This window comes from Mesorhizobium sp. EU05-FHT14A09 (assembly GCF_058790995.1).
In genome coordinates this window covers 1-14493 of sequence record NZ_JBYTDF010000008.1, presented here as the reverse complement: position 1 = coordinate 14493, position 14493 = coordinate 1, and the positions used below count along the sequence as shown (strand labels likewise).

The following is a 14493-nucleotide window of genomic DNA, read 5'->3' as shown; positions in this document are numbered from 1 at the left end:
TCAATGCACTAGTATGAAAAAAACATTCATGGTAGGAATTAAGTCGCAATGTTTGTTGAGGAGGCAACGGGCATTCTCGGTCTGGCGAAAATCGACGCAGGCTCACTCGCTCCCCCGGTCACGATCGCCAGGGAGGCCAGGCCGTTCGACGCCCGCAGTGACGTCCACGAGTTGCTTTTCCGGCTGCTTGTCTCGGTCGTCAGGGAGCGCGAGCCCGCCATCGCCGAGATGCTGGTCGGCCGCGGTGCGCTCGACAGCCTCGCTCCCGAGCTGCGCATTCCCGCCCTGCAGGCAACGGGCATCTGGTTTCAGCTGATCGCGATCGCCAGCGAACTTCAGGCTGTCCGCACGCGGCGCGAGACCGAGCAGGCGGAAAGCCCTGAGGACGTTATCGGCTCCTTCGCCAATGTCATCGGTGAGATCGCTGCAGAAGGCTATTCAGCCGAGGCTGTCCAGGATGCGATGAACAGCCTGATGGTCGGCCCGACCATGACCGCCCATCCGACCGAAGCCAAGCGCGTCACCGTCCTCGAAATCCATCGCCGTATCTATCGCAAGCTGACGGAAATCGGACAGCTGCGCTGGGCTCCCCGGGAACGCGAGACGCTGGTCTGCGATCTTAGAAGCGAAATCGAACTTTTGTGGATGACCGGCGAGCTCAGGCTGGAGCGGCCGACGGTGGAACGCGAGATCGCCTGGGGGCTGCACTTCTTTCGCGAGGTGTTGTTCGAGGCCACGCCGCAGCTCTACGACCTCGTCGACGGCGCGTTGAAGCGTCATTTCCCCAACTACGCGCTCACCGTCCCATCCTTCATGCGTTTTGCGTCCTGGATCGGCGGCGACCGCGACGGCAATCCAAATGTCACCGCGGGCACAACGGCTTACGCGCTCGCCGAAAACCGCGGCATGGCCATCCGCCTCTATCTCACCCAGGTGCGTCGTCTGGTGACCTTGCTCAGCGTCAGCAGCAATGTCGTCGACATGCCGGCCGGTTTCGAGAGATCTCTGGCAAAGGCATTGCAGGCAAGCGGTTGCGGCGATGCGATCACCAGCCGCAACGTCGATGAACCCCTGCGGCAGTTCTCCTCCGCAATGTTATGCCGGCTGGAAGCCATGACCGGCAAGGGCAGTGGCGTGCCCTACCCCAATCCCGAAGCATTCCGCATGGATCTGAACTGCCTCGCTGACGTGCTCCATCTCATTGGCGGCAAGACGATGGCGCAGCGTCTCGTCCGGCCGTTGCAGCAACAGCTCGAGAGCTTCGGCTTCCACACCGTCGCCCTGGACATTCGCCAGAATTCGACCGTGGTAAACCGGGTTCTGGCCGAACTGTTTGCTGCCATGGACTCGCAGAAGGAACCGATCTCGCAAGGCTCGCCGCAATGGCCCGACCGTATCCGTGATGCCATCCGCCGGGGCGAGCGCATGGCGCTCGACCCGGCCGGACTGTCCGACGAGGCCCGCGAACTGCTCGAGCTGTTCGGGGTGATCCGCGAAGCGTCGGCTGAGAAGAGCGGAGCCATCGGCGCGTTCATCCTGTCGATGACGCAATCCGCCGACGACATCCTGGCTGTCTACCTGCTCGGGCAGCTTTGCGGGCTGGCAACGGCATCGGATGGCTCCGGAACCATCAATCTGAGAGTGGTGCCGCTGTTCGAGACCATCGCCGATCTGCGCGCCGCCCCTGCCATCCTCGAACAGCTTCTCGGTCTCTCCATCGTGCGCCGTTCGATCCGTGATTTCGGCAACCGCCAGGAAATCATGCTGGGCTATTCGGACTCCAACAAGGACGGCGGCTTCCTGGCAGCGAACTGGGAACTCAGCAAGGCACAGAAGCAGCTGACGAAGCTGGGCCGCAAGCACAGGGTACGGATTTCATTCTTCCATGGACGCGGCGGTTCGGTGAGCCGCGGTGGCGCGCCCACCGGCCGTGCCATTGCCGCCCAACCCGCCGGCACGATCGACGGTTCCATGCGCGTGACCGAGCAGGGCGAAGTCGTCTCCTCCAAATTCGCCAATCGCGGCACCGGGTTGCATCAGCTCGAGATTCTGGCGGCGAGCGTCTTCGCGCACAGCGTGAAGTCTCCCAATGAAGCCGAATTGAAGGACATTCCCGAATTCGACGAGGCGCTGGAAGCCCTGACCGGCATGTCGCTGGCCGCTTATGCCAGCCTGATCGGCGAACCGGGTTTCATCGACTATTTCAACCAGGCGAGCCCAGTCGAGGAACTCGCTCTGCTGAAGATCGGCTCGCGGCCGGCACGCCGTTTCGGCGCGCGCGATATCGCCGACCTGCGTGCCATCCCCTGGGTCTTCGCCTGGAGTCAGAACCGCCATCTGCTCACCGGTTGGTACGGCATCGGCAGCGCCATCAATTCCTTCGTCACCGTGCGCGGCGATGCCGGCCGCGACCTGCTGCGGCAGATGTTCGAGCGTTCACGCTTCTTCCGCCTCATCATCGATGAAGTCGACAAGACGCTCTACCAGGCCGACATGGGGATCGGGCGGCTTTATGCAGGGCTCGTTGCGGACAGCGAGACCGGGGAACGGATCTTCCGCAAGATCGAGGCTGAATACGATCTCACCAGCACCATGGTGCGGTCGATCGTCGGCGACACCGACTTTGCCGCGCGTTTCCCTGCCTTCAAGCGCAATTTCGACCGTTTGCGGCCGGAAATGGACAGCATCCACGCGCTCCAGGTGAAATTGTTGCAGGAAGTCCGTGACCAGGCCGCGAATGCTTCACCGTCGAAGCGGCCGGTCAATGCGCTCCTGCTTTCGATCAACTGCATATCCTCCGGTCTCGGCTGGACAGGTTGAAGACAGGATCGGCGCCAGGCGCCAGAAAGGATTGGACGCATGAACATCCCGGCACGACCTGGCCTTGGCGGCCTCAGCCAGTTCTTCCACAGTGGCGTTGCCTCGACCGATCCCGCCGTCAGCGCCGCCATGGCGCGCGAACTCGGCAGGCAACGCGACGAGATCGAACTCATCGCTTCCGAGAACATCGTCTCCAAGGCTGTCCTGGAAGCGCAAGGCTCGGTGCTGACCAACAAGTACGCCGAGGGTTATCCCGGGCGCCGCTACTATGGCGGCTGCCAGTATGTCGACGAGGTCGAGGAACTGGCGCGTGAACGTGCCCGGCAACTGTTCGGCTGCACCTTCGCCAACGTACAGCCGCACTCCGGCAGCCAGGCCAATCAGTCAGTATTCATGGCGCTGATGCAGCCTGGCGACACCTTCATGGGACTGAACCTGGCAGCCGGCGGCCACCTCACCCATGGTTCGCCGGTTAATCAGTCCGGCAAATGGTTCAACGTCGTTTCCTATGGCGTACGCCAGCAGGACCAGCGCATCGATCTAGACGAGGTCCGCGATCTAGCGCTCCGGCACCGGCCGAAGGTGCTTCTGGCCGGCGGCTCGGCCTATCCACGCTTCATCGACTTCAAGGCGTTCCGCGAGATCGCCGATGAGGTTGGCGCCAAGCTGTTCGTCGACATGGCGCATTTCGCTGGTCTGGTCGCCGGCGGCGTCCACCCCAACCCGCTCGAACATGCCCATGTGGTGACGACCACAACGCACAAGACGTTGCGGGGACCGCGCGGCGGCATGGTGCTGTCCAACGACGAAGAAATCGGCAAGAAGATCAACTCGACCGTCTTCCCGGGATTACAGGGCGGACCGCTGATGCACGTCATCGCCGCCAAAGCCGTGGCCTTCGGCGAAGCACTGACGCCGGAATTCCGGACCTATGCTGCCCATGTCGTCGAGAACGCCAAGATGCTCGCCGAAACCCTTGCTACCGGCGGCGTCGATATCGTGTCCGGCGGCACCGACACGCATCTGATGCTGGTGGACCTCCGGCGTAAAAACCTTACCGGCAAGGCGGTGGAGGCGGCGCTGGGTCGAGCCCACATCACCTGCAACAAGAACGGCATTCCGTTCGACCCGCAGGGACCTGCGGTAACCTCCGGCGTTCGCCTTGGCACGCCGGCCTGCACGACGCGCGGATTCCGCGCCGAGGAGTTCCGCCTCGTTGGCCGGTTGACCATGCAAGTGGTCGACGGGCTTGCCGCGAACGGCGAAGACGCCAACAGCCGGATCGAGAATGAGGTGCGCGAGGAAGTCGAGGCTTTGGTGCGCCGCTTCCCGATCTACGACTAGTTCAGGTCGCGCTGGAGCCTGTGGGAAGCCGATGACCGCTGTATGGAAAGTTCAGCATCCGGGTTGGGAGACCGATGTCACGCCCATGACGGGAGAGAAGAAGTTCAGGGTCCTGATCGCGGAACGCAATCCGCTGGTTGTCGCCGCACTTGGCGACATGATCCACCGCGACAGCCGCTTCGACCTGGTCGGCTCCGTGCAGGCGGGCGAGGCCTTCCTCGAGACGGTCTCCCGGGGAGAACCCGGCTTTGATCTCGCCGTGCTCGGCTGGAAGCTTGCCGACATGGACGGAAGCGGCGTGCTCGCGGAATTGCAACGCCGTAACCTGCACGCCCGTGTGGTGATCTTCTCCAACGACCACGACATCGCCATTCTCAAGCAATGCGTGCGCCTTGGCGTGCAGGGCTTCTGCTACCAGTTCGATGATCCCGCCATCCTGTTCGACACGCTGATCGCGGTCGCCCACGGCCGCATCTGCATTCCTTATGTGGATGTCTCGCGCATCAACGACACACCATTGTCGCGGCTCACGCCACGCGAACGCGAACTGCTGGCGGTTCTGGCCGATGGCTGGACCAACCTGCAGATCGCCACGCGCACCGGCATCTCCGAAAACACGGTGAAGTATCACCTCAAGAACCTCTACGACAAGCTGGACGTGCGCAACCGCGCCATGGCCGTGGCGCTGTTTGCCAGCGAGCGCAACCGGGGCCCGCATATGGGCCCGCAATAAGTTTCGTCCTCCCGTCGAACGCCTTCTCCGCAATTGTGACGCACCGACTTCGCAGCGCAGCAGCGAACTGGTGCGGCGCAACATGCGCTTTTCCTTGACAGTTTGTCGCAGTTTCTAAATATTCCCCTTGGGCAAATAGTTTTCTGCAAAATCAACAACGATGCCCCGCAGTCGCGCAGCCTCATGGGAGGGGAATATGGATGCGACATCAAACCAGCATGCTGGTTCGACTACACTTGACGAACGAATAGACCGGATGCATGGGCGCGACCGCCTTGGCGCGATCGCATTCGTGGCAGCCATCTGGCTAACCATCCTGTTCGCCCTTTTCACTGTCTGGCCCTACATCGAAGTGCCCGGCATCCGCATCATCCTGGCGGTTGCGGCCGTTCTCGTGCTCGGCCTCAACACAGCAGCCATCGCGGCGATGTTGCGGCACTACAGCGACGACAAGCACTTCATCTACGGTCTCGACCTGAAGCATCTCGACGAGATGCGCAAACGCCGGACCTGAAGGGAAAACCGATGGCTTACAAACCTCCAAAACAGGGCCTTGCCGGGCAGATCTTCGACGTTATCGTGCTTCTCGTCCTGACGGTCGGCGCACTTTACATTCCGCTCTATATGGGGCTGGCGGGAGCAGCCAAGACCCCGCAGCCGATCGCCAACCCCACCTGGGAAGCGCTTGGCCAGAACGCCACCGAACAACAGCAATGGGCGGCACTCGGCATCACCGACCCCGCCGCCGCGAGCGACATCATCACCGCCCGCTTCGACTACTCCTTTAGCTGGGTCGCACTGATCGTCATGGCCGTCTTCGTCATCGGCTATTTCGTCATGGTCGTACGCCTGTCCGACAAGGAATATCGCGAAGTCATCGAAGAACGCTTCGGCCCGAAACGATAGGAGCGCGCGATGGATATCTGGAACATCCTTGAATACGCCGCCTGGGCGCTGTCCGCACTGTTCGGCGCCTTGATGGTGATCGACCTGATCAAGGTCGACACCACCTACGACAACGACCTGCTGACCTCCTCGCGCGAAGGCGAGATCGAGGCCACGGCCGAGCGTCACACGATCTAGGGAAAACGGCGATGGCAAATGTGACTTCGACAGCCGCGCCGGAGCGGCTCCAACTTCTGCGCGTGCTGGGTCCGGCCCACGTCTGGGCGCTCGGCGTCGGCATCGTGCTGGTCGGCGAATATATGGGCTGGAACTTCTCGGTGGGCAAAGGCGGCATGATCGCCGGCCTCGTCGCCTGCTGGGTGGCCGGCCTGCTCTATACCTGCGTTGCGATGATCGATTCCGAAGTGACTTCAACGGTCGCCGCCGCCGGCGGTCAGTATGCCCAGGCCAAGCACATTGTCGGGCCGTTGATGGCCTTCAATGTCGGGCTCTTCCTGGTCATGGCCTACACCATGCTGGAGGCCGCCAATGCCATCACCGTCGGCTTCCTGCTCGACACGGTGGCAGGCATGCTCGGGCATTCCGGGCTCAACCAGAAGCCCTTCATCATCCTTGCCGTGATGTTCCTGGCATGGCTGAACTACCGCGGCGTGCTGGCGACGCTGACCTTCAACCTGGTCATCACCGCGATCGCTTTCGTATCGATCATTGTGCTGTTTCTTTCAGTGCAATTCGGCGGTTCCGCCGTGCCGCTCGACTTCTCGGCCATCACCAGCGATCCGCTGCCCTATGGCTGGGTCGGCATCGTCGCGGCCCTGCATTTCGGGCTCTGGTACTATCTTGGCATCGAAGGCACCTGCCAGGCTGCGGAGGAGGTGCGCTCCCCTGCCCGCTCACTGCCTTATGGCACGATGGCCGGCATCATGACGCTGCTGATCGCCGCCACCCTGACCTGGTACGTCTGCTCGGGCCTGATCCCGTGGGAGTATCTTGGCCAGGCCGGCACACCGCTGTTCGATGCCGCCCGCGTCACCGGCTCCACCAGCCTGATGATGCTGCTGTTCGTCGGCACCACGTTCGCGACACTCGCTTCGGCCAATGGCTGCATCAACGATGCCTCGCGCGCCTGGTTCTCGATGGGCCGCGACCGCTATCTGCCGAGCTGGTTCGGCGCCGTGCATCCCACCTATCGCACGCCTTACCGGTCGATCGTCTTCCTGGTTCCGATCGCGCTGATCTTCGCGCTCGGCGCTCCGCTCGACCAGGTGGTGACCTTCTCGATCCTGTCGGGATTGCTCGGATACACCTTCATGACCTTCAACATGGTGATGTTCCGCAAGAAATGGCCGCTGAACAGTATCAAGCGCGGTTATGTGCATCCATTCCATCCGATCCCGGCGCTGCTGCTCCTGGTGCTGTGCGCCACTGCCTATGTCGCGGTCTTCCTCGGCTACGGCACTCAGCTCATCGCCATGATGTGCTTCTACATCATCGCTTCGCTGTGGTTCCATTTCTGGCGCTATCGCTTCGTCAAGCGCGGCGACCAGTTCACCATGCCGTGGCCCCGGCCCAACGGCTATTGAGATAGAGAGCCCGCGCGCCGGGACCCCTGGCGCGCGGTATCTGGATCATCATGATGATCACCAACTTCGCCCTTGCACTCTTTGCCGCGCTGGCCGTCGCGGCTCTTGCGACGGTCGCGATCTGCGACCAACGCAGGCTGGCCAGCCAGCGCCGCAGCCTCCTCGATCGAGCAGCCGGCATCCTCGACAGCAGCCAGATCCATCTGGCGCGCGACGGGTTTCCCGTGCTCCACGGACATCTCTCCGACGGTCGTCGGCTTCGCGTCGAACTGATTGCCGACACCCTCGTCTGCCGCCGCCTGCCGCAACTCTGGCTGAAGCTGACGCTGAACGAACACGCCCCGCAGGACCGTCCATCAATCGGCGCATTGGCGCGGCCGACCGGCGCCGAGTTCTATTCTCTCGTGCACGACCTTCCGGAATGGCTGCCCCCTCCGCAAACGGAAACCTCTATCCTGATGCGCAGCGACGGCACCGCAACCGAGACCGAGATCGACCGAAGCAACTCGGTCTTCTCAGCGCTGCTGCGCAATCCGTCCGTGAAGGAAGCCGTCATCACGGCCAAAGGTGTGCGCCTGATCCGCCAGGTGGCTGAAGGCGATCGCGGTGCTCACCTGCTGCTGCGCCAGGTTCGTTTCCCTGTCGAGGCCATCTCACCTGATCTCCTGCGCACCGCCATCGCCGAGGCACAGTTGCTGTCTGAAGCGCTCTCGGACACCGGTGTGAGAACGAGAACTCCAGAGCACATGGAAGCCGGAGAATGAGCAAACAGATCAACCCCTATGTGGTCCTGGCCTTGGCGATCGTCCTGCCGGGTGCCGGCCATGTCGCCATTCGCGAAGCACCACGCGGGCTGGTCTTCGCATTGTTCGTTCTGTTCTTCTCCATAGTCACCTACGCGACCACGACGCCGGACCAGTCCTTCGTCGGGCGCCACGCCGGCGGGCTGTTTGTGTGGGCGCTCTCCATTCCGGACGCCTATCGCCGGGCACGTTTGAAATATGCGGCGGCCAGTCGAATAGCCGGATAAGCCAGCCGGAAGTCGCGGATTACCCATCGGAAAAAGCCCGCCGCGATCACGCGACGGGCTTTTTCCGATGGGTTGTTCTGCTGCCCGCGCGGCCGCCTCTCGCGGGCAGCGGGTTCAGCCGACTGAAATCATTCCGCCGCCACGGACGAGGCCGTGCGCAGATAGGATTCGAGTGAATCGTCGAGCGCGTCCTTCCATGGCGTATGATGCGCCGGCGCCATCGTTCCGGTGATCACCGACCGATAGGAATAATTGCGGAACTCCATGATGCCGTGCTTCTTGTGTTCTTTCCACTCGAAGAAGGCCTGGTTGGCGCCGTCGACGTCGAAGCTCGGATAGTCGGTTTCCGCGATCAGTTCCTTGACGTAGTCACCCTGATATTCGATCGCATCGTGCGCATCCTTGCCGGCATCCTCGCGCGCCACGCGATCCTCGACGTCGGCGATCATCTCCTGTTTGCCGGACGGCAGCTTGATCCGGCCGAGGATCACGTCGCGCGTCCACCAAGCCTGCGCGTCGAACATATTGAATGTGAACCACTGGTCCTGCATGCCGATGTAGAACAGCGCAGGATTGTGCACATAGGCGACGCCCTTGTAGAGATTGGCTGTCGCCAGCCGGTTGGCGGTTCTCAGACGCAGGTCGTCGGGCAGGAACGGGAAGTGGTGCTTGTAGCCGGTGCACAGGATGATCGCATCGACACGTTTCGTCGATCCGTCCTTGAAGGTGACCGTGTTGATGTCGACCTTCTCCAGCAGCGGCTTCTCTTCCCAGTTTTCAGGCCATTCGAAACCCATCGGCGCGGTGCGATAGCAGTTGGTGATCGACTTGGCGCCGTACTTCCAGCACTGCGAGCCGATGTCTTCTGCCGAATAGCTGGTGCCGACGATCAGGATATCCTTGCCGGTGAATTCGCGGGCATCGCGGAAATCGTGCGCATGCAGGATGCGACCGTTGAAGCGATCGAAGCCGGGGAATTCGGGAACATTCGGCGTAGAAAAATGGCCCGAGGCGACGATGACATTGTCGAACTCCTCGGAGTAGCAGTGGTCTTTCGGAAGATCCTGCACTGTGACGGTGAACTTCCTGGTCTGCTCGTTCCAGGTGACCATACGCACGACGGTTTCGAAGCGGATCCATTTGCGAACCCCGGCCTTCTCAACCCGGCCCTGGATATAGTCGAAGAGCACGGCGCGCGGCGGGTAGGAGGCGATCTGCTTGCCGAAATGCTCCTCGAAGGAATAGTCGGCGAACTCCAGCCCTTCCTTGGGGCCGTTCGACCAAAGGTAGCGATACATCGAACCGTGGACCGGCTCGCCATACTGGTCGAGGCCGGTACGCCAGGTGTAGTTCCATAGGCCTCCCCAATTGGACTGCTTCTCGAAGCAGACAATTTCCGGGATGTCGGCGCCTTTCTCCGCGGCGGATTGAAATGCTCTCAGCTGTGCAAGGCCCGAAGGGCCGGCTCCAATCACGGCGACGCGCGCTTTCATACGGAAACACCTCCCAGTTCATTTCCATAGCGAAAAAATTTTCACTGTGATGATAATAACGCGATTTCATCGCTGTCAACAAGCTTCGTGCTGAACAACGCCGGCAAAGCTTGCTGCGCCTGGTATCCATGGCCTGGACTGGACGAAAGGAGGAGACGCCAAACCCCAGAGCGTTTTGTAGCCAAGTGGGATCACCTGGCGTTACAAAAATGCGGCGAAAACAAAAAATTGGAGCGTTTCCGCGTTTCCGTAAAAAACGGAAACGCTCCAGGCAACGCGCATGCCGATGAAAACCGAGGCTTGCGTGAAAGGACGAAACGAGTATTCTCTAGATTGAAATTATTTTACACACGGGCAAATTCGTGTGAGGTGGCCATGCAGCAGACAGCCTATCCCACCGTGGTCGCCGGACCACCTCGACCGAGCCTGATCTTTCAGCCCGGGCTGCTTCTGCCGGGCACCGAGCGCTATCACGTGCCGGGCGGCAGCGCCATCGTCATCGACGTGGAGGTCGGAGACAGGATCAGCATCCGCAATGCGGAGGGTGGCCAGCCTTGCGAACTGGTCGCCTTCGATCAATCCGGCCGTGCGGACACCGGCATCATCGGCGCCAAGAGCAACAGCAATGCCGCCGGTCTCAAGATCCTGTTGCTCGGCGGCGATGACAGTCTGCGCGCCTTGCGCAACGGGTTGGAACGCCGCAAGCTGCAGCTTGCCAATGCAGAGGCGTTGCGCATCTTTTCCAACACCACGCCGGCAGGCACCGAGGAGAGTTTCAGCGCGACCCGCGACGGTTCGCTTGTCGTCGCCGCTCCCGGCGGCCCGATGGCGGTAGACGAACACGACACGGCTACGCCACTTGTGGTGATGGTGCGGCGCTCAACGATCCGCGCCAAGAGGAAGTCCGAACTCCCCGATCCGCTCGCCAACCCGGTGCTCGACCTTCGGGTCAAGTCGCGCACGGCGGAGGCCTATTTCGTCAAGGCCGGTGACTACATCCAGATCATCGACGTCGATGGTCGCCAATGTACCGACTTCCAGTGTTTTTCCGCACGCAAGCTCGACAAGGGCCGCGATCTCGCGCTCGACGTCACCGCCACCCGTTCGCTGATGGGGCATGCCTATCCGATGCCCGGCCTGCATGCGAAGTATTTCGATCAGGATTTCGAGCCACTGGTCGAGGTGGTGCAAGACACCTGCGGCCGGCACGATGCGTTCGCCCTCGCCTGCTACGCCAAATATTACGACGACATCGGCTATCCCGGCCACATCAACTGCTCGGAGAACTTCAACGGCGCCCTGGCCCCGCATGGCGTGAGCGCCCGCGGCGGCTGGATGGCGGTGAATTTCTTCTTCAACACCGGGATCGACGCGCACGGCGTCATGTTCTCCGACGAACCGTGGTCGAGGCCAGGCGATTACGTGCTTCTGCGCGCGCTGACCGACATCGTCTGTGTCTCCTCGGCCTGCCCTGACGACACCACGCCGGCCAATGGCTGGAACCTCACCGACATCCATGTCCGGACCTATTCCGGACAGCACAAATTCTCCCGTGCGATTGCCAGACGAGTGACCCCGGATGCAGAGCCAAAAATGACCCGCGAAACCGCCTTCCATTCCAGCTTCGCCAAGCACACCCGCAACTTCATCGAATACAAGGGTTACTGGCTTGCCAATTCCTTCGCCAAGGAAGGACCGCTGCAGGAATATCGGGCCTGCCGCGAAAAGGCCGTGGTGATGGACCTTTCCGCTCTGCGCAAGTTCGAGGTCACCGGCCCGGATTCCGAAGCCCTGCTGCAATACACGCTCACCCGTGACGTGAAGAAACTCGGCATTGGCCAGGTCGTCTACACTGCCATGTGCTACGAGCATGGCGGCATGATCGACGACGGTACCTTGCTGCGGCTCGGAAGGGACAATTTCCGCTGGATCGGCGGTGATGACTACTCCGGCCAATGGCTGCGCGATAAAGCCGAGGAGCTCGGCCTGAAGGTCCTGGTGCGGTCCTCGGCCGATCAGATGCACAACATCGCCGTTCAAGGTCCGAAGAGCCGCGACATCCTGAAGGAGATCGTGTGGACCCCACCGCATCAGCCGGCGTTGACGGAAGTCGAATGGTTCCGCTTCACCATCGGCCGCATCGGCGACGCCCAGGGTGTGCCTATCGTTGTCTCGCGCACTGGCTATACTGGCGAGCTCGGCTACGAGATCTGGTGCCATCCGCGCGATGCCGAAAAGGTTTTCGACGCGGTCTGGGAAGCCGGCCAGCCGCACGGGCTGGTACCGATGGGCATGGCCGCACTCGACATGGTGCGCATCGAGGCGGGCCTGATCTTCGCCGGCTACGAATTCTCCGATCAGACGGACCCATTCGAGGCCGGTATCGCCTTTACAGTGCCGCTGAAATCGAAGACCGACGACTTCATCGGCCGCGAGGCGCTGATCCGGCGCAAGGAAAACCCGATCCATAAGCTCGTCGGCCTGGAAATCGACAGCAACGTCGATGTGGGCCATGGCGATTGCGTCCATATCGGCCGGGCACAGATCGGCGTGGTGACCTCCTCCATGCGCTCGCCGATCCTCGGCAAGAACATCGCGCTGGCGAGAGTGGACGTCACCCATTCCGAAGTCGGAACCGAAGTCGAGATCGGCAAGCTTGACGGCCAGCAGAAGCGCCTTCCTGCCCGCGTCGTTCCTTTTGCCCACTACGACCCGCAGAAGACCAGACCACGCTCCTAGAGCGCCGCGCGTCCTTTTGGACGCGCAAAGGTCGCTCTAGCACTTTGATTTGGCGCATGACGGGTGACGCATGTCACCCCGGGTGGCGCAGGCCACCCCCCTTTCCGAAAATCGATTCCGATTTTCGGGTCATGCGCTGAGGCCGTTTGCAGGCGGATCGTTTCACTCCCTGAGCGATCCGCCTTTTTTTCGTTTCCAGCTACTCCAAACGCGCTGGCTTTCCCGATTTCCCGGATGTCGTAAATCATGGTCGAAAGGCGGATAATTTCCACCGAAACACGCCTTGCCTGCCTTTTCCTTATGTGCAAATATCTTTCCCAAGATGCAAGGCGCGACACCGTACAATTATCGCCCGGCGTCGCGAAAGCTCACTCGAGACGATGAGGCAGCCGTGCCGAAAGTTTTGTATGACCTTCACCAGGGCCATGCCCCGATCACCCTTCATCAGGCTTTCCAGGACGCCATGGACACGCTCGAGGGAGACAGCGGCACCCAGGAACCTGCGGTATTCGTCGAAGGCTGCGCGGTTCCGGTGACCGCCGTATTCGGTGCCATGCTGGAATGCACCGACCTGATGCCTTTTCGCATTCGCGAATCCGTCAACGTCGTGCTTTCTGCGGCGCGCGAAAGTGCGCTGATCGACAGTGGCGACATCTACGCACGCGGCGCGCGGCTGATGCTCTCTTATTGCCGCCAGCGCTTCGGGAATATCCCCTCGCCCGGCTGTCTCGACACTGGCGATCTTTCTCAGCTCGCATCGAACTGACAGGCACAAAGGACGTTCCATGAGCACGATCATCGACGGCAAGGCTGTCGCCGAAGAACTGGTCGCCGGCATCAAGACGGCAACGCAGGACCTTGTAGCGAGAACCGGCACACAGCCGGGCATCGCCGTCGTCATCGTCGGCGAGGATCCTGCCAGCCAGGTCTATGTTGCTTCCAAGGGAAAGAAGGCCAAGGAGTGTGGTTTCCATTCGGTCCAGCACACGCTGCCCGACAACACATCCGAGGCAGACCTTGTTGCACTGATCGAGCAGCTCAATGCCGACGACACCATTCACGGCATCCTGGTGCAATTGCCGCTGCCGAAGCAGATCGACGCCGGCCGCATCATCCAGACCATCTCTCCGGACAAGGACGTCGACGGCTTCCATTTCATCAATGTCGGCAAGCTGGGCGCCGGCGAATTGGAGACGGCTTTCGTGCCTTGCACGCCTGCTGGCTCGATGCTGCTGATCGAACGCGCGCTGGGTCGCGACCTGTCTGGTCTCAACGCTGTTGTCGTCGGTCGCTCCAACATTGTCGGCAAGCCCATAGCCAATCTGCTGCTGGCCGCCAACGCCACCGTGACCGTCGCTCATTCGAAGACGAAGAACCTGCCCGATCTTTGCCGCACCGCCGACATCCTGGTTGCCGCTGTCGGCCGCCCGGAAATGGTGAAGGGCGACTGGGTCAAACCCGGCGCCGTCGTCATCGATGTGGGCATCAACAGGCTGCCACCTGGCGAAAGCGGCAAGGCACGCCTGGTCGGCGACGTCGCCTATGACGAGGTCTTGCCTGCCGCCGGCGCCATCACCCCCGTGCCGGGCGGCGTCGGGCCCATGACGATCGCGCTTCTCATGTCGAACACGCTGGCATCGGCCAGCCGCGCCGCTGGTTACAGGGCCTAGACGGAACCGTCCGCGCGAGACGCAGAATTTTTGACGCAAGCCCGACGCTGCAGTTCGGGAACTGCCGAAACCGATAAAGACAAGGGAGGAGAGCCCTCATGGCCGAGTACAAGAGTGACATCGAGATCGCGCGAGGCGCGAAGAAGCAGCCGATCCAGGCGATCGGTGAGAAGAT

13 protein-coding genes are annotated in these 14493 nt (G+C 61.6%); 12 read left to right on the top strand and 1 reads right to left on the bottom strand.

Features of this window, described 5'->3' with window-relative positions:
- Window positions 1-48: 48 nt before the first annotated feature.
- The 9 genes from AC3WTO_RS23075 (at window position 49) to AC3WTO_RS23035 (ending at window position 8416) form a co-directional block, all read left to right on the top strand.
- Window positions 49-2820, top strand: coding sequence for a phosphoenolpyruvate carboxylase (locus tag AC3WTO_RS23075; RefSeq protein WP_492463453.1), 2772 nt, complete (start codon window positions 49-51; stop codon window positions 2818-2820).
- Between the two features lie 39 nt (window positions 2821-2859).
- Window positions 2860-4164, top strand: coding sequence for a serine hydroxymethyltransferase (gene glyA / locus AC3WTO_RS23070; protein WP_492463454.1), 1305 nt, complete (start codon window positions 2860-2862; stop codon window positions 4162-4164).
- Window positions 4165-4249: 85 nt separating this feature from the next.
- A complete protein-coding gene (locus AC3WTO_RS23065) occupies window positions 4250-4897 on the top strand; it encodes a LuxR C-terminal-related transcriptional regulator (RefSeq protein WP_492463478.1) in 648 nt (215 codons plus the stop codon).
- Window positions 4898-5093: 196 nt separating this feature from the next.
- Complete coding sequence (locus AC3WTO_RS23060) at window positions 5094-5411, top strand: hypothetical protein (RefSeq protein ID WP_492463455.1); 318 nt, start codon at window positions 5094-5096, stop codon at window positions 5409-5411.
- 11 nt (window positions 5412-5422) lie between these two features.
- Window positions 5423-5803, top strand: coding sequence for a hypothetical protein (locus AC3WTO_RS23055; RefSeq protein ID WP_492463456.1), 381 nt, complete (start codon window positions 5423-5425; stop codon window positions 5801-5803).
- A gap of 9 nt (window positions 5804-5812) precedes the next feature.
- Window positions 5813-5980: a hypothetical protein gene (locus AC3WTO_RS23050; protein ID WP_492463479.1), complete on the top strand. Its 168-nt coding sequence runs from the start codon at window positions 5813-5815 to the stop codon at window positions 5978-5980.
- A gap of 11 nt (window positions 5981-5991) precedes the next feature.
- The gene (locus tag AC3WTO_RS23045; RefSeq protein WP_492463457.1) at window positions 5992-7386 is read left to right on the top strand and encodes an APC family permease; all 1395 of its coding nucleotides are present in this window, start codon (window positions 5992-5994) and stop codon (window positions 7384-7386) included.
- A gap of 53 nt (window positions 7387-7439) precedes the next feature.
- Window positions 7440-8150, top strand: a complete 711-nt coding sequence (locus AC3WTO_RS23040) for a hypothetical protein (RefSeq protein WP_492463458.1) — start codon at window positions 7440-7442, stop codon at window positions 8148-8150.
- On the top strand, window positions 8147-8416 hold the full coding sequence (locus AC3WTO_RS23035; RefSeq protein WP_492463459.1) for a hypothetical protein: 270 nt from the start codon (window positions 8147-8149) through the stop codon (window positions 8414-8416). Before AC3WTO_RS23040 ends, AC3WTO_RS23035 begins: the two co-directional genes overlap by 4 nt.
- 128 nt (window positions 8417-8544) lie before the next feature.
- Here the strand turns inward: AC3WTO_RS23035 and AC3WTO_RS23030 are convergent, their stop codons facing one another.
- Window positions 8545-9909: a trimethylamine monooxygenase gene (locus AC3WTO_RS23030; RefSeq protein ID WP_492463460.1), complete on the bottom strand. Its 1365-nt coding sequence runs from the start codon at window positions 9907-9909 to the stop codon at window positions 8545-8547.
- A gap of 375 nt (window positions 9910-10284) precedes the next feature.
- Between AC3WTO_RS23030 and AC3WTO_RS23025 the strand changes: the two genes are divergently transcribed.
- The 3 genes from AC3WTO_RS23025 to folD all read left to right on the top strand — a co-directional run bounded on the left by AC3WTO_RS23025 (window position 10285) and on the right by folD (window position 14318).
- Window positions 10285-12648 (top strand): trimethylamine N-oxide demethylase, encoded by a 2364-nt coding sequence (locus AC3WTO_RS23025; RefSeq protein ID WP_492463461.1) that lies wholly within the window; start codon window positions 10285-10287, stop codon window positions 12646-12648.
- A 283-nt stretch (window positions 12649-12931) separates the two neighbouring features.
- Entirely contained in the window at window positions 12932-13414 is a 483-nt protein-coding gene (locus tag AC3WTO_RS23020; RefSeq protein WP_492463462.1) for a BRA0787 family protein, read from the top strand.
- Between the two features lie 19 nt (window positions 13415-13433).
- Window positions 13434-14318 (top strand): bifunctional methylenetetrahydrofolate dehydrogenase/methenyltetrahydrofolate cyclohydrolase FolD, encoded by an 885-nt coding sequence (folD, locus tag AC3WTO_RS23015; protein WP_492463463.1) that lies wholly within the window; start codon window positions 13434-13436, stop codon window positions 14316-14318.
- The last annotated feature ends 175 nt before the right edge of the window (window positions 14319-14493 follow it).

Coding starts and splice junctions, on each gene's coding strand:
- AC3WTO_RS23075 (WP_492463453.1), top strand. CDS start 49: ATGTTTGTTGAGGAGGCAACGGGCATTCTCGGTCTGGCGAAAATCGAC.
- glyA (WP_492463454.1), top strand. CDS start 2,860: ATGAACATCCCGGCACGACCTGGCCTTGGCGGCCTCAGCCAGTTCTTC.
- AC3WTO_RS23065 (WP_492463478.1), top strand. CDS start 4,250: ATGACGGGAGAGAAGAAGTTCAGGGTCCTGATCGCGGAACGCAATCCG.
- AC3WTO_RS23060 (WP_492463455.1), top strand. CDS start 5,094: ATGGATGCGACATCAAACCAGCATGCTGGTTCGACTACACTTGACGAA.
- AC3WTO_RS23055 (WP_492463456.1), top strand. CDS start 5,423: ATGGCTTACAAACCTCCAAAACAGGGCCTTGCCGGGCAGATCTTCGAC.
- AC3WTO_RS23050 (WP_492463479.1), top strand. CDS start 5,813: ATGGATATCTGGAACATCCTTGAATACGCCGCCTGGGCGCTGTCCGCA.
- AC3WTO_RS23045 (WP_492463457.1), top strand. CDS start 5,992: ATGGCAAATGTGACTTCGACAGCCGCGCCGGAGCGGCTCCAACTTCTG.
- AC3WTO_RS23040 (WP_492463458.1), top strand. CDS start 7,440: ATGATCACCAACTTCGCCCTTGCACTCTTTGCCGCGCTGGCCGTCGCG.
- AC3WTO_RS23035 (WP_492463459.1), top strand. CDS start 8,147: ATGAGCAAACAGATCAACCCCTATGTGGTCCTGGCCTTGGCGATCGTC.
- AC3WTO_RS23030 (WP_492463460.1), bottom strand. CDS start 9,909: ATGAAAGCGCGCGTCGCCGTGATTGGAGCCGGCCCTTCGGGCCTTGCA.
- AC3WTO_RS23025 (WP_492463461.1), top strand. CDS start 10,285: ATGCAGCAGACAGCCTATCCCACCGTGGTCGCCGGACCACCTCGACCG.
- folD (WP_492463463.1), top strand. CDS start 13,434: ATGAGCACGATCATCGACGGCAAGGCTGTCGCCGAAGAACTGGTCGCC.